The organism is Methylomonas sp. 11b (assembly GCF_000515215.1).
Lineage (GTDB): Bacteria > Pseudomonadota > Gammaproteobacteria > Methylococcales > Methylomonadaceae > Methylomonas.
The window spans coordinates 1,884,697-1,904,851 of record NZ_KI911557.1 but is presented as its reverse complement, the minus strand read 5'-3'; the positions used below and the strand labels follow the sequence as shown (position 1 = coordinate 1,904,851).

The 20,155-nt window shown below is 51.3% G+C and carries 20 protein-coding genes; 10 read left to right on the top strand and 10 right to left on the bottom strand.

What is annotated here, in order from left to right; genetic code table 11:
- Nucleotide 1: 1 nt before the first annotated feature.
- Nucleotides 2-2,707, bottom strand: a complete 2,706-nt coding sequence (locus METH11B_RS0109165; RefSeq protein ID WP_026601783.1) for a cation-translocating P-type ATPase — start codon at nucleotides 2,705-2,707, stop codon at nucleotides 2-4.
- A gap of 77 nt (nucleotides 2,708-2,784) precedes the next feature.
- On the bottom strand, nucleotides 2,785-3,354 hold the full coding sequence (locus METH11B_RS0109160; RefSeq protein WP_026601782.1) for a hypothetical protein: 570 nt from the start codon (nucleotides 3,352-3,354) through the stop codon (nucleotides 2,785-2,787).
- 167 nt (nucleotides 3,355-3,521) lie between these two features.
- On the opposite strand from METH11B_RS0109160, the gene METH11B_RS26570 reads away from it, so the two are divergent.
- Nucleotides 3,522-3,890 carry a DDE-type integrase/transposase/recombinase gene (locus tag METH11B_RS26570; protein ID WP_155931105.1) on the top strand — a complete coding sequence of 123 codons (369 nt, stop codon included), beginning with the start codon at nucleotides 3,522-3,524 and terminating at the stop codon, nucleotides 3,888-3,890.
- A gap of 191 nt (nucleotides 3,891-4,081) precedes the next feature.
- Nucleotides 4,082-4,477 carry a flagellar basal body rod protein FlgB gene (flgB, locus tag METH11B_RS0109150; RefSeq protein WP_026601780.1) on the top strand — a complete coding sequence of 132 codons (396 nt, stop codon included), beginning with the start codon at nucleotides 4,082-4,084 and terminating at the stop codon, nucleotides 4,475-4,477.
- Between the two features lie 323 nt (nucleotides 4,478-4,800).
- On the opposite strand, the gene METH11B_RS0109145 is transcribed toward flgB, so the two are convergent.
- The 8 genes from METH11B_RS0109145 to METH11B_RS0109115 all read right to left on the bottom strand — a co-directional run bounded on the left by METH11B_RS0109145 (nucleotide 4,801) and on the right by METH11B_RS0109115 (nucleotide 13,691).
- A complete protein-coding gene (locus METH11B_RS0109145) occupies nucleotides 4,801-5,121 on the bottom strand; it encodes a hypothetical protein (protein WP_026601779.1) in 321 nt (106 codons plus the stop codon).
- A gap of 115 nt (nucleotides 5,122-5,236) precedes the next feature.
- On the bottom strand, nucleotides 5,237-5,554 hold the full coding sequence (locus METH11B_RS0109140) for a hypothetical protein (protein ID WP_026601778.1): 318 nt from the start codon (nucleotides 5,552-5,554) through the stop codon (nucleotides 5,237-5,239).
- A 24-nt stretch (nucleotides 5,555-5,578) separates the two neighbouring features.
- A complete protein-coding gene (locus METH11B_RS0109135) occupies nucleotides 5,579-5,935 on the bottom strand; it encodes a hypothetical protein (RefSeq protein ID WP_026601777.1) in 357 nt (118 codons plus the stop codon).
- A gap of 172 nt (nucleotides 5,936-6,107) precedes the next feature.
- Nucleotides 6,108-6,560, bottom strand: a complete 453-nt coding sequence (locus METH11B_RS28480; RefSeq protein WP_231886515.1) for a cation transporter — start codon at nucleotides 6,558-6,560, stop codon at nucleotides 6,108-6,110.
- Entirely contained in the window at nucleotides 6,502-7,452 is a 951-nt protein-coding gene (locus tag METH11B_RS0109130) for an IS1595-like element ISMmet2 family transposase (RefSeq protein ID WP_036277216.1), read from the bottom strand. The genes METH11B_RS28480 and METH11B_RS0109130 overlap by 59 nt, the downstream gene beginning before the upstream one ends.
- 380 nt (nucleotides 7,453-7,832) lie before the next feature.
- Nucleotides 7,833-10,976 (bottom strand): efflux RND transporter permease subunit, encoded by a 3,144-nt coding sequence (locus METH11B_RS0109125; RefSeq protein ID WP_026601775.1) that lies wholly within the window; start codon nucleotides 10,974-10,976, stop codon nucleotides 7,833-7,835.
- Between the two features lie 17 nt (nucleotides 10,977-10,993).
- Nucleotides 10,994-12,412, bottom strand: coding sequence for an efflux RND transporter periplasmic adaptor subunit (locus METH11B_RS0109120; RefSeq protein ID WP_026601774.1), 1,419 nt, complete (start codon nucleotides 12,410-12,412; stop codon nucleotides 10,994-10,996).
- The gene (locus tag METH11B_RS0109115) at nucleotides 12,405-13,691 is read right to left on the bottom strand and encodes a TolC family protein (protein ID WP_026601773.1); all 1,287 of its coding nucleotides are present in this window, start codon (nucleotides 13,689-13,691) and stop codon (nucleotides 12,405-12,407) included. Before METH11B_RS0109115 ends, METH11B_RS0109120 begins: the two co-directional genes overlap by 8 nt.
- Before the next feature lie 1,061 nt (nucleotides 13,692-14,752).
- On the opposite strand from METH11B_RS0109115, the gene METH11B_RS0109105 reads away from it, so the two are divergent.
- From METH11B_RS0109105 to METH11B_RS0109070, 8 genes are all read left to right on the top strand, one after another.
- Nucleotides 14,753-15,202 (top strand): DUF411 domain-containing protein, encoded by a 450-nt coding sequence (locus METH11B_RS0109105; RefSeq protein ID WP_026601771.1) that lies wholly within the window; start codon nucleotides 14,753-14,755, stop codon nucleotides 15,200-15,202.
- 276 nt (nucleotides 15,203-15,478) lie between these two features.
- Nucleotides 15,479-15,712, top strand: coding sequence for a DUF2933 domain-containing protein (locus METH11B_RS26565; RefSeq protein ID WP_036277214.1), 234 nt, complete (start codon nucleotides 15,479-15,481; stop codon nucleotides 15,710-15,712).
- The gene (locus METH11B_RS0109095) at nucleotides 15,709-16,344 is read left to right on the top strand and encodes a methyltransferase family protein (RefSeq protein WP_026601769.1); all 636 of its coding nucleotides are present in this window, start codon (nucleotides 15,709-15,711) and stop codon (nucleotides 16,342-16,344) included. Before METH11B_RS26565 ends, METH11B_RS0109095 begins: the two co-directional genes overlap by 4 nt.
- A 56-nt stretch (nucleotides 16,345-16,400) precedes the next feature.
- On the top strand, nucleotides 16,401-16,739 hold the full coding sequence (locus tag METH11B_RS0109090; RefSeq protein WP_026601768.1) for a hypothetical protein: 339 nt from the start codon (nucleotides 16,401-16,403) through the stop codon (nucleotides 16,737-16,739).
- Between the two features lie 45 nt (nucleotides 16,740-16,784).
- Nucleotides 16,785-17,390, top strand: a complete 606-nt coding sequence (locus METH11B_RS0109085; RefSeq protein ID WP_026601767.1) for a carboxymuconolactone decarboxylase family protein — start codon at nucleotides 16,785-16,787, stop codon at nucleotides 17,388-17,390.
- Between the two features lie 173 nt (nucleotides 17,391-17,563).
- Nucleotides 17,564-17,752, top strand: coding sequence for a hypothetical protein (locus METH11B_RS0109080; RefSeq protein ID WP_026601766.1), 189 nt, complete (start codon nucleotides 17,564-17,566; stop codon nucleotides 17,750-17,752).
- Nucleotides 17,749-18,969, top strand: coding sequence for a TolC family protein (locus tag METH11B_RS0109075; protein WP_026601765.1), 1,221 nt, complete (start codon nucleotides 17,749-17,751; stop codon nucleotides 18,967-18,969). Before METH11B_RS0109080 ends, METH11B_RS0109075 begins: the two co-directional genes overlap by 4 nt.
- A complete protein-coding gene (locus METH11B_RS0109070; RefSeq protein ID WP_026601764.1) occupies nucleotides 18,966-20,144 on the top strand; it encodes an efflux RND transporter periplasmic adaptor subunit in 1,179 nt (392 codons plus the stop codon). The genes METH11B_RS0109075 and METH11B_RS0109070 overlap by 4 nt, the downstream gene beginning before the upstream one ends.
- The last annotated feature ends 11 nt before the right edge of the window (nucleotides 20,145-20,155 follow it).

Genomic DNA, 20,155 nt, shown 5'->3' with positions numbered 1-20,155 from the left:
TCTAAGCAAACTTTTTAGCACGATTAAGCAGGATTTTTCTGAACTCTAAGATTGCCAAGGGTATAAATCCAACCCCGATCCAGACGACACACTGATGCAACGACACCGATTTGATCTGAAACAGGGTTTGCAGCATCGAAATATGGTGTATCGCCAACTGTAAGCTGAAACACACGGCGACAATCAGAAACAAGCGCAGATTGGAAAACAAGCCGATTTGCCAGATGACACGTTGCTCGCTTCGCGCACCGAAGGCACGCAGCAAACCGGTAATCACCAGAGCGGTAAAGGCGGCATCGCGAGCTTGATCTAGCGTATTGCCAACCACATGCAGTTCATAGGCAAACACGCCGAGCGTGACGCTCGCGGCTAACAAACCGGTGAATAAAGTCAGATAAAACAAATGCCGGTTGAGTAACTGGGACTGAGCCTGTCGAGGCGGGCGATTCAATACCCCTGGATCAATCGGATCGGTGGAAAGGGCCAAGGCCGCAAAACCATCGGTGACCAGGTTGATCCACAAAAGATGTAACGGTAAAAGCGGTAATGGCCAACCCAGCAGCACCGCACCCAACATCACCAACAACTCGCCGGTGCTACTGCCCAACAGGTAAGCCAAGGTTTTGGCGATGTTGTCATAAATGCCGCGTCCTTCTTCAACGGCGGCGACAATGGAAGCAAAATTATCATCGGCGACAATCATGTCGGCGGCTTCTTTGGTCACTTCAGTACCGGTAATGCCCATGGCGATTCCGATGGATGCTTCTTTGATAGCCGGCGCATCGTTCACGCCGTCTCCCGTCATCGCGACAACCGCCCCAGTCGCTTTCCATGCCCGAACGATACGCAGTTTATGCTCGGCGGTTACCCGTGCATACACCGAAACATGCGGCACGCGTTCCTTTAACTCAGCATCGTCCAAGTGGTCTATCTCGGCACCAATCAGAACTTCATCGCCCTTATCCATAATCCCTAATTCGCAGCCAATGGCCCGCGCGGTATCCGGATGATCGCCAGTGATCATCACCGTTTTGATCCCTGCCCGTTTGCATTTGCTGACGGCCTCTCTGGCTTCACCACGCGGTGGGTCCTGTAAGCCAACGAGTCCTAGCAAAATAAGCTGCTGTTCGATCTCGACATCACTACCGAATACGCCCGCACCGAAATGGATGCCTTCTAGTGGACGCTCTGCCACGGCCAGCACTCGCAACGCATCGTTGGCCAGTAAGCGATTGGCCTGAAAAAAATGAGTGCGGTCGATTTCAGTCAATGCCCTGACACCTTGGTCGGTGCGAATCAACGTGCAACGGCTAAGAACGACTTCGGGAGCACCTTTGACAAAGGCCCAGGGGAAATTGGTCTGACGACGGATAACGCTCATGCGCTTGCGGTCAGAATCAAAAGGGATCACCGCCAAACGCGGCATGTCCGTTTCAATGGCAGACCTCGTAATATTCGCTTTCTCGGCGGCCACCAATAACGCCCCCTCGGTAGGATCGCCTACTACAGTAGATCGGCCATCGATTAGCGTGAGTTCGGCATCGTTGCATGCCGCCGATGCTCGCAGCAAGGCGAATAATTCGGGGCTTTCCGAAGGGAAACTTTCCATGTTGCCAGAGAAAAATGTGCCTTCCGTGGCGTAACCTTCACCGGTAACACGATAGAGGTTTTGCGAGGTCACCAACTTGCGGGCCGTCATTTCACCCATCGTCAGCGTGCCGGTCTTGTCGGTACAAATCACCTGCGCACGGCCCAATGTTTCGACCGAAGCCAAGCGTCGCACCAAGGCATGCCGTTGAACCATTCGCTGTACGCCTAATGCCAGCGCAATCGTTACCACCGCTGGCAGCCCTTCGGGAATCGCCGCGACCGCAAGACTCACCGAACTTAGGAAAAGCTCAAAGGGGGCGATGCCTCGCCATACTCCCAGACCGAAAATCAAGCCGACAATGCCGAAACACGCTATCAATAACAGGCGCCCAACCCGCTCCAGTTGGCGTTGTAAAGGGGTTTCTCCGCTTTCGGCCGATTCGAGCAGTTTCGCGATGCGACCCAGTTCGGTTTCCATGCCGGTGTTGACCACCACTGCGCGAGCGGAACCACCAGTCACACTGGTCCCGAGAAAAACCATATTGCTCCGCTCAGCCAGCGGTGTGTCCAATACCAGACTAACGGTAAACTTAGCCACGGCTTGCGATTCCCCCGTGAGCGGGGCTTCATTGACACGAAACACGGAAGCTTGAATAAGGCGGGCATCCGCCGCAACCAAATCGCCCGCTTCGAGTAACAGTAGATCGCCAGGAACGACCTCAGATGTGGTGACCACCAGGCTATGGCCATCCCGAATCACTCGGCAATGCGGCGCTGTTAAACGAGCGAGTGCGGCTGCCGCTTTCTCGGCTCGATACTCCTGGAGAAAGCCAATGACCGCATTCAAGATCACGATAGCGATGATGGCAATACCGTCGATGACTTCACCGAGTGCAACGGAAACGGCCGCTGCGCCAATCAGCACCCAAATAACGAGACTTTTAAACTGGCTGATAAAAATCAACAAAGCCGAAAATCGCTTGCCCTTATGCAGTTTATTTTGCCCATATCGAGCAAGTCGCTTTTTCGCCTCTTCGGTGGAAAGTCCCTGTTCCATATCGGTCGCAAGCAGGCCTGCGGTTTCGATTGCAGATAGCTTGTGCCATGTATGCATCATGACCCACCTCCCTTTAAACATATCGGTGATGGCAGAGATAACGACCGGTGGCAGCGTGGGATTATCAAAACGAGTCCCTATTCCGGAATACTGCCCAATAACGAATCCACTGCGGTAGAAACCGCTAGATCGACCCTTTTATCGTTTATTAGCCCGCCCAAAATGCCACCATCCCCGACCAAACAAATAACGCTGTCCCGCCATAGCAGCAAGCCCTTCTCCTTGTCGTATAGAAAGCCTGCCACTTCCACCTTATCGTTGCTGCCAACCACATTGAGATCGATAAGGGCCAAGACCATGATCCAGCGTGCATCCGGCGGACCAAGGCGTTTTATCAAGGCAGGATCGGCGGCCCGTAGACTATCGCCCGTCAGGGCAGCACTCTCGCCCGAATTACTCAAGACCACGGGGTATCCTTTCCGCTTCAGGATCGTTGCCGCCTTTTGGCGCAAAGGTTCTTCGAGAGGAACCGCGACCTGCTGATCGATTCGCGCATCAACAGCTGGCAATAACGTAATTTGACCTATGGATTCAGGCTTAACGTCCGAAGTCCGGTAAAATGCGGGCTGGGTAACGGCACATCCTTCCAACAAGAAAAACACACCAACCAAGGTGATTGTGATCGATTTATGCCAATGGATCATCATGATTCTCTCCCCTCTTTGCTTGTGTCATACGGATGTTGCAATTTTATTCATTATTTTGTGGCTCTTACCAAACTTACAAAGGACATCACAGTGCTGTCGAAGTTTATACTTTATCGTAGTTTTTATTTGTTTGATTGAATGGCGACCCTACCGATAAGATCAAGCGTTTGAATGAACTGAACCTGCAGGGTATCCCCATTGGCCGTAAGCGTGTCAAAACCTTGATGATGAAAATGGGCATTGAAGCGGTGTACTGCGAGCCTAAAACCAGCCAGAAATCGCCGGGACACGAGGTTTATCCTTACCTGCTACGAAGCATAAAGATCAATCGCGCCAATCAGGTTTGGGCTTTGGATACGACCTACATTCTTATGGCGAAAGGCTTCGCCTATCTGACTGCCGTGCTCGATTGGGCCAGCCGTAAGGTCTTGGCCGCTAAAGTCGCCATCACCCTGGAAGCTCGTCATGCGGTGGATGTCTTGGGGCAGGCGTTCCAGCTTCTCTCGGTTACACCTAATGTGAGGCATCGACTTTGAACTTCGATTACCTTTTTCCATGAGGCAATGCACCGCCTGCCATTTTATTGACTTAATTTTCGATCTTTGGTCTTTTCTTATACAGAGGATGACATTGCCGTTATCTATATACATGAATATTAAATGAAAAATTTGTATGGCATAATTAGTGCTTAATTAATTTTACATTATGTGTTTTGTAGGAGAAATTTATGGCAATTAGTTTTGATGCAGCCTTGATGGAAAATCCGCAAATCTTGAGACTGCGAGAAAAACGTAGCGAAATCTTGGCATCCAATCTGGCTAACGCCGATACTCCAGATTACAAAGCTCGAGATTTGGACTTTAAATCAGTGTTTCAACAAACACTTGCAGCTAAAGGTTCTGATTTGCAGCGCACCCAACAGGGACATTTAACAGCCCCAAATAATATGCTTGGTGCACAGCTGCTGTATAGAAATCCCCAGCAAGCTTCATTAGATGGTAACACTGTAGAAGAGCATATTGAGCAAGCAAAATATGCAGAGAACGCACTGCAATATCAGTTCACGCTGATGTCTATCTCCGATGATTTTAAAGGCCTAATGACGGCCATTAAAGGACAGTAGGTTCAATTTCCAGCAAGAAGAAGCTTGCACATTTAGTTGAGCGATGAAATTGCTTAATGATTGTTTATTAGTGTAGTTACAAATTTGATCTTTCCCTAATTTCACGGACACATTACTACGAGACCATTTTGGCTTCAAAAGCATCGGTTCGAATTTTCCGGTTCTGTCACATTAACCATCGAGTAGCGGATTCGGTTATTTACTATTGCACTGGTAGGATTTGCACGGAAAAGGCGATGCTTTCCGGCCGGTGTAATGGGGTGCGGCGCAGGCGTTTAATGCGGGGATGATCACCAGCAGAAGGGTAACGGCAGAAACGAGCTTTACGATGCCAATGGAGCGGATGCAGTTAAGGATGACTTTAAACATGGTTCTAAACACTGATTAATGATGGCACCCCCCCGGCGTAGCCGGGGGGGGTGGGTGAACAAACCTTTGAGAAACGGCCAGCCACCATACCAAAATACCGCGGAAGAAAGGCCGAATAGAACATAGATGTCGCCCGGAAAACGAATGGCTTCTCGCAGCCCCACCAGGGTTTGGAGCATCTTCCGGAAATCCGCCGCCATGTGGGCATGATGGGCGTGGCCGGCGTGCGCTGGCTTCGATTCGGGAGCCTTGGGTAGGTCGGTATTGGATTTCATAATGGGAATTCTCCCATTCTTTACTATGCCACGGGTTTCGTGAGCCAGGGCGAGCAAGGTACCAGTACGTACAATTGCATAGGGGATGGAAACATTCCCTGACTTGTGTGAAGCGTTACATCTGACGATGCAGATTTGCCATATTCAAATTTTCTTCCGCCGCTTTTTCGTAGGCATTGATCAATGATTGGCAATGCTCTTTAAACCCTTCGGCTTGCCGGCCGTAAAGATAGCTTTTGGCCTGGTATTGGCTCAAAAGCAGCTTGTGTTCCTGGACCTTGGCCTGCATCTCCTTAGCGGTTTCTTCATAGTGTTTTACCAACGCCTCATGCTGTACGGCCAAGTCCAAATCCATCGAATGAGGATTGATTTCGCTACAGGCGGCTAATAAGCCGATCGTTAAAAGCAAAGTGATTAGTAATTTTGTTTTCATAGGTGATTTCCAGAGAAACGGATTTTAGTTTAGTAATCCAGAAGCAATTTGACGGTGCAGTCGAGCCATTCCCAAGTTTTCTTGCTCGGCTTGGGCATATATTTTGATCAATTGTAAACAATGCGCTTCGAATTGGGCATATTGCTCATCTGCTTTTGAAAGAATTGCTCGATATTCCCCTAATTGTTTTTTGTGATCATCGGACTTCGCTTTCATTTCATGGGCTATTTGTTCGTAATGAACTGCCAGTGCTTCGTGGTCTGTCTTTGTTTTCGCGTTATGAATGGCTACGATCATGTCCATGGGATGAGAAGCCAGTTGGACGCAGCCGCTCAACAATCCCAGCATTGCTGAAATCAGTAAAGTTTTCGTCATGTTCATAGTAAATTTCCTTAAATAAAGTTCTGTTTTCGGGGATGGAGGCACATTAAAATTGGTCGGTAGTTAGGTTTTTCGTTTTACTGCGCCTCATACACTTAATTTAAAGCTCTGACATCGACATCGCGCGATGTTTCGCCATCTATAGAAATAATCGATATACGTTTTCCCTTGGTTATAGAGAAAATGATTCATGTAATTCTCTAAGCGCGGAGCGAATAACGCGGAAAGAAGAATTTAGCAAAAGAAAAACAAGACAGGATGCGACGAAAATATCCGCCCATCCCGATTCAAAGTACCAAACTGCTCCCGCTGTGATAAATACCGATAGATTTGACGCAATGTCGTTTCTTGAACATTCCCATACCGAGCTCATGTTGATGTCTTCATTTCTGTGCTTCCACAGCAGAAATAGACATAGCGAATTTGCCGCCAGGCCCGCCAAACTGAAAATACCCATGATTTCGTAAGATGGCAGTACCGGTTCAATCAACCGCTGAATGATTTGCGCCAAGACCACACATGCCCCGATCAATATCAAACTCCCTTTAAATAAGGCTCTGTTAGCGTTAACAGTTGATTTGCCCAACGGCGGCGAGCATCCAGGTTTGAGGTGTAGCGAGCTCACCCCATTGCTCCAATCCTCGACGCCAGCCGAGATAATTTTCCAGATATTTGGTGGCGACCCCATGAAATTGCCGCATCCAATTTTTCAGCCGACTGTCGTAGGCGTTGACGTTTTGAATGTGGTAAACCCCAGCCAACACCCGTACCCCCGCCGACAGATTCAAAGCGCGATGAGCGATACCGGCTTGGCGTGCAGCCCCTTTGAGACTGGCGCCACCATCGGTACAGAGTATGGAATCTGGGCGGATGACTTGGCTCAGAATCGGCGCTTCTTCGCGTTGACAAGCCAGGGTCAGTTTGAAATCGGTCGTGGCCCCATGACGATCGCGTAACACCAATACCGGTACTTGATCCTCGCCGGTGCCGCGCTGGTGAATGTCATGACCTCGGTGATGCGCTGGCCTGGGCAAGTGACGTGAGCCTTTGAATGACAGAGGGAAATAGGTTTCGTCCGCTTCCACAATACCTGTCAAGCCGGTCGCCTTCAACTCAACGACATCGGTGAGAAAACGGTGTCGCCAGCGAAAGCTCGTGGTTTTGTCGATCCCGCAACGATAGGCTGCATTTCGCACCGTCAGCCCTTCAATCATGGCTTGGCTATAAGTCAACCAACAGTCCTTATGTCGAAGTCGAGCCAAGGGTGTTCCCGTTAAGGCATTGCAACACTTGCCGCAGTCGCGACAACGGTAGCGTTGCAAACCGGCTTGCCGGCCCCAGCGAGCCAGTCGGTGACTTTGGCATTGCGGACAGCCTTGAGGCGCCGCTTGTTCTAGTCTGGCGGCAACCGTGTCTCCCGAGACCATCTTGTTCAGCCGGCTCAATACTCTTTGTTGCTGATGACTCGTCAGTTCATCGAGTCCTTTTAGCCAGTCCCGATAGCTTTTTGTGTTCATACCGCTACCTCCTTGTCGGCTGAGACCAAGCCAAAAAAGCGATCGTTCAATTTCAACTATTAACGCTAACAGAGCTTTAAATAAGGCCACTTTCGCCTTAGTAGCCGCTTCTTTAGAAACGGCGTACAGGCTTAAGCCATACGTCAGCGCATCGCCGAGATTGTCCAGGCTGTCCGATAGCAGCGCCGTTGATTTTCCGTAAACCGCCCCGCCGACAATGACGACAAACATAACAGCATTAATAACGAGAACAGCTTTAAGCGTGCCACGTTGTCGTTCGTGTAATTTCTCAATTGCGCAGTTATTTTCACAACATGAAGCCATATCAAAATTCTCCGTGAGCCTAACCAATTGATGAAAGCATCAGTAACCTCTCAAGACTATGAGGTTCGAAACCGTTCTTGAAACTGCAACACCAGGCTGTAAATCACCGGGAACACCAAAAGGCTTAATATCAACACGGTGAGCATGCCGCCCAGCGCGGGGGCGGCAATGCGTTGGGTCACGTCCGCGCCGGTGCCGGTCGCCGTCATGATGGGTATCAAGCCGATGATGTTGGCCAGCGAGGTAATCGCGACCGGCCGAACGCGCAATGCCGTCGCGGCTTCGCAAGCCACTCTGATTTCCTCGCCGGTCAATGGCGCCTGCTTTTGCGCCCGCAGTTTTTCGATTTCAATATCGATAAAACTTAGCACCATCACCCCGGTTTCCGCCGCCGTGCCGGCCAGCGCAATAAAACCGACATAGACGGTAATCGACAGGTTGTACCCCAACCAGTATATGAACCAAATTCCACCAATCAGGCTAAATGGAATCGCCAACATCACGATAGTCGGCTCGGTGATATTGCGAAAGGCGGTATACAACAGGATAAAAATCAGCAGTAGTGTGATGGGCACTACGATGCGCAAGCGTTCCGCCGCTCGCTCCATGTATTCGAATTGACCGGACCAAGTGACGGTATAACCAGCAGGTATCGTGACAGTCTCGGCTAAGGTCTTTTTTGCCTGCTCCACATAACCGCCAATGTCGGAGATTTTAAGGTCCACATAAATCCAGGCATTGGGCCGTGCATCCTCGGTTTTGATGACATCCGTACCGCGTTTAAAATTGATGTCTGCCACCGATGTCAAAGGAATCTGGCTTCCGGTCGGGGTGGAAATCAACACTCGTCGCAAGGCTTCCGGGTTATCCCGCAGATCGCGCGGGTAACGCAGATTGACCGGATAGCGCTCCAGCCCTTCCACGGTTTCGGTGATGTTCATGCCGCCGATCGCGCTTTGAATCACATCCTGCACATCGCCGACCGTTAAGCCGTAACGCGCGGCGGCTTCGCGGTTGATGTCGAAGTCCAGGAAATAGCCGCCGACCGCCCGATCACCGTAGGCCGACAGCGTGTCCGGCAAGGTTTTCATGGCCTGTTCGATTTGCAGCGACAGGGATTGCAGCACGTTCAGATCGGGACCGGATACCTTGATGCCCACCGGGGTCTTGATGCCGGTGGAGAGCATGTCTATCCGGGTTTTGATGGGCATGGTCCAGGCGTTGGCCAAACCAGGGAAATGGATGGCCCTGTCCATTTCATCCATCAGTTGCCGGGTGGTTTTGGTCGGATCAGGCCACTGTTCTCTTGGCTTTAACTTAATGGTAGTTTCCACCATCATCAACGGTGCGGCATCGGTGGCGGTTTCGGCCCGGCCGATCTTGCCGAACACATGATGCACCTCGGGAAAGGTCTTGATGATCTTGTCGGTCTGTTGTAACACCTCCTTGGCCTTGGTGACGGATATGCCCGGAAAGGTGGTGGGCATGTATAAAATGTCGCCTTCATCCAGGGGCGGCATAAACTCGCTACCCAGTTTGGATAAGGGATAAAGCGTAGAGGCCATCAACAGCAACGCCACTATGAGCGTGGCACCTCGCCAGCGCATCGCTACTTTTAAAACCGGCGAATGCATGGCATGCAAAATCCGATTAATCGGGTTTTTTTGCTCGGGAATGATCTTGCCGCGCACAAAATAGCCCATCAGCACCGGCACCAAAGTGATGGTCAATATCGCGGCGGCGGCCATTGCATAGGTTTTGGTGTACGCCAATGGGCTGAACAGGCGGCCTTCCTGTGCTTCCATGGTGATGATGGGCAGGAAGGAAACCGTAATCACCAACAGCGAGGAAAACAGCCCCGAACCGACTTCGCGGGAGGCATTGCCGATGGCTTCCCAGCGTTCCTGTGAAGTCAACTTGGCTTGTTTTTTCTCGGCCGCTTCGGCCAGGTGTTTATGGGCGTTTTCCACCATCACCACGCCACCATCGACCATATCGCCGATGGCCAGCGCGATACCGCCCAACGACATGATGTTGGCATTCATGCCTTGCCATTTCATCGCAATGAAGGCCATCAGGATACCCAAGGGCAAGGTAATCACGATAACCAAGGACGAACGCAGGTGCAGTAAAAACAAGGCGACCAAGGCGCAAACGATGATCAGCTCTTGGGTCAACGCCTCTTTCAAGGTGTCCACCGCCCGTTCGATCAGGCTGCCTCGGTCATAGACCGGGACGATTTCAACCCCTTCCGGCAGGCCTTTTTTCAGTTCTTCCAGTTTCGCCCGTACATCTTCAATGGTTGCCAGGGCGTTTTCACCGAAACGCATGATCACCACGCCGCCGGCTACTTCGCCTTCGCCGTTGAGTTCGGTGACGCCTCGGCGCAGCTCGGGGCCAATTTGAATATGAGCCACATCCTGTAACCGTATCGGCGTACCGTTGGCATCGACGCCCACCGGTATGGTATTCAGATCGGCGATGGATTTGATGTAACCCAGCCCCCTGACCATGTATTCGGTTTCACCCACTTCCAGCAGACGCCCACCAACATCGTTGTTGGAGCGCTTGATGGCCATCATCACCGTGGATAAGGCAATGTCATAGGCTTGCAGCGCGTTGGGGTCGACTTCCACCTGGTATTGTTTAACGTAGCCACCAACCGAAGCGACCTCAGACACACCAGGCACGGTCTGCAAGGGATAACGCAGATACCAGTCTTGAATCGAACGCAGTTGCGCCAGGTCGTGCTTGCCGGTCTTGTCCACCAAGGCATATTCGTAAATCCAGCCGACACCGGTGGCATCGGGACCGAGCGCCGGCGTGACGCCTTGCGGCAAACGATTTTTCACATAGTTGAGATATTCCAGCACCCGCGACCGCGCCCAATAGATGTCGGTGCCGTCTTCGAAAATCACATAAACAAACGACAAGCCGAAGAAGGAATAACCGCGCACCACCTTGGCATGCGGCACGGCCAGCATGGCGGTGGTCAAGGGATAGGTGACCTGATTTTCGACCACCTGCGGCGATTGGTCGGCATAGTCGGTGAAGATAATCACCTGCACGTCGGACAGGTCCGGTATCGCGTCCAATGGCATATTCTTAAACGACCAAATCCCGCCGATGGCCAGGATAATTGCCCCCAGCAATACCATGAAGCGATCTTTTAAAACGCTATTGATGATGAAATCAGTCATGTCGGTGCGCTCCCTGCTCAACGGACAACGGACAACGACTTGGTTGCCGGCTGTTGCGGTGCCGAAGGTTCCGTCATCTTAGAGGTGGCTTCGTTCAGCTTGGATTCGGAGTCGATCAGGAATTGCGCCAAGGTGACCACTTCCTCACCCGCAGCTAAGCCATCAATAATGGCAATGTCGTCATTGGACGACAAACCCGTCGTCACCTGACGCGGCTCGAATTTACCGGGACCGCGCACCACCAACACCTGGGTTTGCGCGCCGGAACGGATAACGGCTTCGGAAGGTATCACCACCGCATCCAGTTGTTTGCCGGCATGGATAGTGACTTCGGCAAACATATCGGGTTTTAACAATAAGTCGGCATTATCAAATACCAGACGCACTTTAATGGTCCGGGTCTTGGCTTCGGCATAGGGATAGATAAACGCCAGGCGGCCTCTGAACGTCCGGCCCGGCACACCGGCCAAGCGCATGTGAACCGGGTCGCCTTCCTTCACCCAGGGCAGTTCGTACTCATAAATTTCGGCATAGACCCAGACCGTGGATAGATCGGCGATCATGTACAGCTCTGTTTCCGGCGTCACGTATTGGCCTTCGCGAGCACCGATATTGATGACGATGCCGTCCGCCGGGGTATGAATATGCAGGCTCTTTTTGATGGATTGGCTATCCGTCAGGTCGTGTAGTTGATGGGCCGGCACATCCAACAGATTCAAGCGTTCGCGGGAGCTTTTGACCAGTTCTTCCGCGCCACGGCGAATGTCTTCGATCGGGCTTTTTTCCAACACTTTAAGATTGTTTAACGCCAGCACATATTCCTGTTGGCTGGCCACCAGTTGTGGGGAGTAAATACTCAGCAGCTCTTCATTCTTCCTGACCCTTTGCCCAGTCTTATCGGCACGCAAGGTTTCGATCCAGCCTTCGGTTTTGGGATGCAGGCGGACAATATGCTCTTCATCATAGGCTACCCGGCCAACGGCTCGGACCACATGCGATAGCAAGGTTTGTTTGGCAAACGAGGTTCGCACGCCGATGTTTTGGACCGTGGCGGCATCGATTCTAACGGTACCGGCCGAGTCGTCGGCTTTATGCTCATCTTCCGCATACATGGGCAGATAATCCATGCCCATATTGTCTTTGGCCGGCACCGGCGAGGTGACCGAGGGATTCATGGGATTACGGTAAAACAGGATTTTGGGTTGCTTAGGCACATTATCGTCGGCATAAACCGGCTCATAAGCCATGCCCATTTCATCCTTGGTTGGCACAGGGGAAGTCGCCGATGGATTCATGGGGCTTCGATAAAACAAAGGCTTCCTGCCCTCTGCCGGTTGAACAACCGATTCCTGTTTAGGTTGCTGAGCCAGCCAATAACCGCCCGCCAAGCCTATCCCCAAGGTCACTGTGGCGGTTAATAACAATTGCTTATTCATAAATGTCGTCCTCGCCCACATTCGCGCAGAGTTGCGCCAGTGCTTGTTGGGCTTCCGTAAAGGCTTTCCAGTATTGGGTTTCGTATTCGAACAAGGTGATCTGGCTACGCACCAGATTCAGAAAATCGACCTTGTTGACCTGATAGCCGGCCAGCATGGAGGCCACGGTTTGCCGGGCCTGCGGGATGATGCCGGTATCGAACAATACGAATTGCTGTTTGGCCCGCTGGTAATCGCTGTGGCTTTGGGTAATTTCAGCACGAACCGTGTTCCATCGATCTTGCAGCGCATAGCGTTGTTGCATCAGCTCGCTGGTGCGCTGGTCTATCATCTTGTTCTGCTTGCTGCCGGCAAAAATCGGTACGTTCATGCCGACGCCCAGACTCAGCAGATCGGAACGCCGGGTACCGTCCGGCATGTTATCGCGAGCGCCATACGCCGCTTCGACATTGAAATCGGGCAATACGTCTTTTTGAGCCAGTTCCAGCTTGGATTGCGCGGCGTTAATGCCACGCCGCTCGCTTTCCAGCAGTGGCCTAGAGCTTTCCGCTTGCTGATACAGGCGGTCATCCTGCCTGATTTCCGGCAGCTGTATTGAAATTGTGGCAGGTAATTGCACGGAGTTGTTGGCGGGTTGATCCAGCAAGGCGTTGAGCTTGGCAACGGTGCCGCGCCGCATCCCGGTCAGCGTGATTTTTTGATCGAGCAATTTGGATAACTCCAGCTGGGCCAGCAATACGTCCTGCTGCAAGCCTTCGCCGACTTCGTATTTGCTTCTGGCGATGTCGACGAACTGCTGCAATAAGGTGTGATTGTTGTTCACAATCTCCAGGGTTCGATCCAGATAAAAAACCTGCCACCACAGGGTTTTGACATCGCTCAACAGGCGCAGGCGCAGTTCATCGGCAGTCAGTGTGGCGGCTTCCGCTTCATACATCGCCGCCTGCTCGCGTAGCGCCAGTTTGCCGGGAAAGGGAATGGCCTGGGAAAGCCCGAAACCAATCTGTGTCATGTCTTCCGGCCGGGTGCTGAAACTATTGGTCGGCAGGCTCATGGCATTGAAACTGATTTGCGGATCGGGCAGGCTGCCCTCTTGTGATGGAATGGCGGCCATCGCCTTGGCGCGAGCCAGCATTTGCGCCAGGTCGGGATTGTCCTGAGCGACTTTTTGAGTGGCCGCCTCAACCGTTAATAGCGACTGCTCCGCAGCGGCGGCAATGCTACAGACGAAAAACAGCGTCGCCATCAGCAGACGCTTTAAACAAAAAAAGGATGTCATGATCGTCCTCATAAGGTCGTAACAATGACGACCAACCAACGGCCTAAAGCCAGCCAATGTTGGTCGTCTTAATGGCGGTGGTTGTTATTTACAGTAAAACACCGCCGTTGAACGGCTTAGAGGGTAATAATCGGCGGTTTTATATCGGGGGGAACCAGCAACGAAACAGAGGTAGGTATTTCCTCAGAGCTATAGTGACTAGCGCCCCATGAATAGGAAAAAATCCAAAAGACGTGGTGATTGCACAATCAACGCAAACATGAAAGCTACAACTAGCCAAGTGAGGTTTGGCCGTGGCGGATTGGCAATGATCGGCATGTTTGGATGCCAAGCCCCCTCCATCGTCCATATCATCGGCGGCGACAACCATTTGCGCAACCGATAACTGGCTGGCAAGTACAGAATAATGAGCAAACGCCACCACTACAGGCATGATAGCCATGAGCACTAATAGAATGGTGGCGAAGCGGTGTTGCATCATATTGCCCGAATCTAACTAATCTTCATTATTGTAGATGAAATTTTGTAGAGTGCGCCAGTGTAACGACTCTACTGCTGGATAGTCCAGCAATTTCATTTAACCGAACCGTCTCGATTTATTCAGGAATTTTACGACTGACCGACCTTTCTTATTCCATTGCTACCGGAAATGAAACTTTATATTTGGTGGTGCCCGATAGTTGGTAAAAGGATGTAGTTTTACAGCTCTCACTGCCTTCCAGCAAGCAAATCACCCCCAATCGAATATATCTTATTTTCAGAATTTCGCGAGCATTGCGATGCTATTTGTAAGTTTGGCGACAACCACTAAATAATGAAAAAATTGCAAAAACCGTATAGGGATAAGATAGAAGTCAAGGTGGGCATACCCACAGTGGTCAGGAGGAGCACGGATCCGAAAAGGTAAGCAATTCCGACCCGAACAGCCTCACGGCACGACACCGCATTCCCACATGCACTGAGCATATCACCGAAGATTACGGAAATGTAATGTCTAGGCCATCCTCTCGTAAGGAACAACCGTTTAGATTGCCCACATTTAAATTGCCCTGGAAACAGTCATGAAATCAGATCTGAAACCACATCTTCACTCCTTACTGTTAGTCTTCCTCGTCAGCACCGGCACCGCTTGGGCGCAAGCTGCGACGCAGGTAGAAGTGTTCAAGAGCCCCTCTTGCGGTTGCTGCGGAAAATGGATTGAGCACCTACAACAGAACGGTTTTCTGGTAAGCACCCGCGAGATTAACGACATCCCCGCAGCGCGGAAAAAACTGGGCATGCCCGATCGCCTGGGTTCCTGCCACACCGCCCGGGTCGGCGACTACGTCATCGAAGGCCATGTTCCCGCCGCCGACATCCAGCGCCTGCTCAAGGAAAAACCCCAAGCTCTCGGCTTGGCCGTTCCCTCCATGCCGCCCGGTTCTCCGGGCATGGAAACCGCCAAGCCCGTTCCGTATGAAACCTTGCTTGTCCAGGCGGACGGCAGCACCCGCGTTTTTGCCAGACACTAAACCTAAGAGAAAATTCATGAAAAGTGTGATTGCTCATCCTTGTCCCTCGCCGTCGCGGGCTTTTCCGCGTACAGCGTCGCCACTACAGACCTTACGCTCCCATTTTGTATGATATAAAACTTTGGTGAATTCATCGTGAATTTCCTCATCTATTGAACTTTTGGCGGTTCTCATTTTGGGAGACCCACGATGATTCCCGGAATTGTCAAACTCTTGGAGCCCCCCAGAAAAGCCGAGTGTTTGCCTTTGATTAATCAGATAAAAAAGGAGAGCATCATGACCGATGAGCACGAGACGCACCACATCGCTAAGGGCAGGTGGGTGTTTTACGGGTTTCTTTTAATTGCCGTATTCCTGCTGTTCACAGAGCATCGCGCCCATGTGCTGGGCATCCTGCCTTACCTGTTCCTGCTGGCCTGTCCACTGATGCATCTGTTCATGCATCACGGCCACGGCGACCATGGCCATCATGTCCACAACCAAGACACAATCGAAGGAGACAGGAAATGATCGCCCCATCTCCGGCTTATGGACTCTGGTCGCTGGTCATCATCAATTCGCTGGTATTCATCATTTTCGCCTTCAGCTTCGCCAAGCCGCAAAGCAAGCGCGACTGGCGCTCTTTCGGTGCCTTCTCCGCCTTCATCGTGGCACTGTTCACCGAGATGTACGGCTTTCCACTTACCATTTACCTGCTTTCCGGCTGGCTCACCAAACGCATTCCCGGCATCGATCCGCTTTCGCATGATGCCGGCCATCTGCTGGAAGACCTGTTCGGCTGGCGCGGCAACCCGCACTTCGGACCCTTTCACTTGATCAGCAGCGTTCTGATCGTTGCCGGGTTCTTTCTGTTATCCAGCGCATGGCGGGTGCTGTACCGAGCGCAACGCCAGCATACATTGGCCACCACCGGACCCTACGCAAAAATCCGGCATCCGCAGTACGCCGGGTTCGTGATGATCATGTTCGGATTCCTGCTGCAATGGCCGACCATCGTGACAGTGGCGATGTTTCCGATTTTGCTCTACATGTACGTCCGACTGGCCCGAACCGAAGAGAGAGAAGCCTATGCTGAATTTGGGGAGAAATATTCAAAATATGCAGATCGTGTACCGGCATTCTTTCCACGATTCACAATCTAAATGGCGGATGATGAGCGATGTCATTTTAACTATTTGAATTATTTTGGAGAAAACTCATGAAAACTAAATTACTGATTATCCTGCTTTTGGCTATTGGTTTGTTGTCCGCATGTGCAAATTTTAGCCCGCATCCGATGGATATGAATCAAGCCGTGCACAACGCAAAAACCAAAGCCGATCATGAGGCACTGGCGCAACACTATGAGGAAGCGGCGAAAGTCATGCAGCTTAAAGTTGAGCAGCACAAGAAACTGCTTAGCCAGTATCAGTCAAAAAGCTATCTCTACGGTAAACAGGCGCAAAGTTTTAAAGACCATTGCCAGTGGCTGATTAACGTCTATGAAAAAGCCGTTGAAGAAAACTTGAGTATGGCAAAGCTGCATCGTCAGATGTAACGCTTTATACAAGCCACTGCCCGTACCGTCTTAGGATGAGTCCGGATGTTAACTATCTGCTTGGATTATGATATGAGAGTCACAGAAAAGCCCATTGTTAGTTATCCCTGCTACCTTCGTCCATTCTTTTGGAATCAAAAAAGGAAATATGGACAAGTCCTTAAGCCTGCTTTGATTTGGGCCAGAGTCCCCCGGTTATTTGCAGCAATAGCTATACTCTATGGGGTGCTGGATAGAAAAAGCAGCCCTATAGATCCAGTTCTGCGATCATTGATTACGGTAAGGGTATCGCAAATAAACGGCTGCCGTTTTTGTATTGATATTAACTCCGCCGTGTTGGCAAAAAGAACGGGCTCCATGAACAAGGTGGAGGCTCTTGCTCGATGGCAAGAAAGCGGGTTGTTCGATAACAAGGAAAGGCTTGTTCTGGACTATGTCGAGGCTGTGACGTATACCGATCGGCGGGTTGATGACGATTTGTCTCGGCGCCTGTATGAATACTTTAACGAGGGTGAAATAGTCGAACTCACCGGGCTCATTGCCTTCCAGAATTTATCCAGCAAATTTAACAGCGCCCTGGATTTTCCTGCACAAGGATTTTGCCGTCTGCCGGAAACTGCAGGCCACAATAATGAAAAATCAAACGTTTAATACAAGTTGGCATTGCCGATTTTCTGTTAATGGGACTGCATGGGCAGATATTTTGCTCCATGCAAAGTCTGCATCCCCAAATCCCTGTGGGTTATGGTGGAAGGTAGAGCACTAACAGTAAGCGGCTCTAGCCAACGCAGGGAGCCGTTGCCGAGGAGCACCTCTATGAACGCATGGTACAACTATCGATTATCGAAGCCGCAAGCCGTATTGAAAACGATTTGGAGCAGGGCTTTCTGCCAAATGAAGCAAAAAATCGGCTCGCCCGGTATGAGCAAAATAAACGACGCAAGGGCAAGTACTTCGACCTTGGTCATTTTTGTAAACCAGTTCAAATGAACGGCTCAGGAGAAATATCATGAAATCCGCCTTGCTATGGGCTAGCCTGTTGTGGCCTGCTTCGATGCTCGCCGCTGACAATAACGTTGAGCCCGTTTTGCCATTGGCGCAACTGATCCAGGAGGCGTTGGATCAAAACCCTGAAATCAAGGCGGCTGAACAACGCTGGGTATCTGCTCAGGCCAGAATTCCCCAGGTCCAGACCCTCCCCGATCCTAAACTTCTCTGGAGTCACAGGGAATTGGAAAAACGGGAAACGATGGCTGGAGTCAGTCAGGCGATTCCGTTTCCTGGCAAACTCGGGCTCAAAGGTGAAATCGCGTCCAGTGAAGCCGAAATGCTGGAACAAAGCTATCTGGCGACCCGGCTTGGACTGGTCGCCGCCCTCAAAGAGGCCTATTACGATCTCCATTTTATTGTCAAATCGATAGCTATTGTAGAGAAAAACAAGCGCCTGCTGGTTCAGTTCGAGGAAACCGCCAAGGCATACTATGAGGTAGGAAAGGGCGCGCAACAGGATGTCTATCGGGCACAGACGGAAATTTCGCGGCTGATCGCGCGGCTGGCCAGTTTAGAACAACGCAAGCAATCGCTGTCGGCAGACATTAACCGGCTCTTGAATCGCCATCCCTATAGTCCGTTGGGAATCCCGGAAGAAATCGCGATAATGCCGTTGCAACACAGCCAGGAACAGTTGGAAGTATTGGTCGGCACCACGGCGCCGCTACTTACCACCCAAATAAAGGGCGTGGAACGCGGCGATAAAACAATCGATCTGGCAAAGCGGGAATATTTACCCAATTTTGAACTCAGCGCCAGCGGCATCCGTGAAGAACCGACTGGGCTCAACGGTTATCAGGTCATGCTAAATGTGGAAGTGCCGCTCTATTTTGCCACCAAACAACGGCAAGGGGTGAAAGAGGCTGTGGCCGGACGGGAGGCCAGCAAGGACGATTTGCAGAAGATCAGGCAGGAACTGTTGTTCCGGGTCAAGGACAATATCGCACAGGCACAACGCGCCGAGGAACTTATTCGCATTCTTCAAGGCGCCATTATTCCCCAGGCACATTTCACGCTTGCCGCGGCTCAGGCCAGTTATGGTGTCGGCAAAGTGGATTTCCTCAGTTTGCTGTCCAGTTTACTGACGCTGCTGGACAATGAAATCGAACTACATGGCGAAATTGTCGAACATGAAAAAGCCCTCGCCCGGCTTGAAGGCATCATTGGAGAACGGCCATGATTCATAAACACAGCAGCCTCATCAAGCAACTGTTCAACAAAAGCGGTGCAATAGCTATTTATCTCTTGCTGCTGGCTGCTGCGCCGCCGGCATACGCAGGAGATCCTCCGAATCATGCCGGTGCGAATCATTTGGCCGAGGCCAAAGAGCCTGATAGCCAAAATATCATGAACATCGACGTCGAACGCCTGCAATCGATTGGCGTCAAGTTCGAGGAAGCAAAATACCGGCCCATGGAACAAAACATCCGTACCGTGGGCCGCGTGGAAATCAACGAGCGTTTTATCGCCCAGGTGAATATCAAAATAGCAGGCTGGATCGAGCAACTCTATGTGAACACCACGGGTGAACATGTCAAAAAAGGCCAGATACTATTTACCCTGTATAGCCCGGAACTGGTGGCAACTCAGCAGGAATATTTGCTTGCCTTGCAAAGTGCAAAAGCTTTAGGAAACAGCGAGTTTTCCGAAATTGCCAGAGGCGCGAATTCGTTGCTTGATGTGGCGCGCCGGCGTTTACGCTTGTGGGATATTGAAGACTATCACCTCCGTGATCTGGAACGCACCGGTGAAGTGCTGAAAGCCCTGCCGATCCATGCGCCGCTCACCGGCACGGTTATTACTAAGACGGCTTTAGCCGGCATGCGCGTTAATCCCGGCGATCAGCTTTATACCATTGCCGATCTGACCAAGGTGTGGGTACTGGCCGATATCTACGAATATGAACTGCCGCTGATAAAACCGGGCCAAACTGCATCGGTCAGTCTATCCTATGCACCAAAAAATCAGTATCAAAGCCGGATCGATTTCATTTATCCGACGGTAGACCCGCAAACCCGTACCGCCAAGGTTCGCTTCGTACTGGATAACCCAGCAGAAATTTTCAAACCGGGAATGTATGCCAATGTGGAGCTTGCCGTGCCGCTGGGAACACGGTTGGTAGTGTCCAAAAATGCGGTGCTGGAATCCGGGGAGCGGCAGATCATCTTTATTCATCTGGGCGGCGGCAAACTTGAATGGCGCAATGTAAAAATAGGCCAGCGCAGCGGTGACTGGATCGAAATTCTAGAGGGACTGCACGAGGGCGAACATATCGTCACCTCGGCGAACTTCCTGCTCGATTCCGAAAGTCAGCTCAAGAATGCAGTAGGCGGCATGAAAGGGATGAAGCATTGAGATCGTCTTGT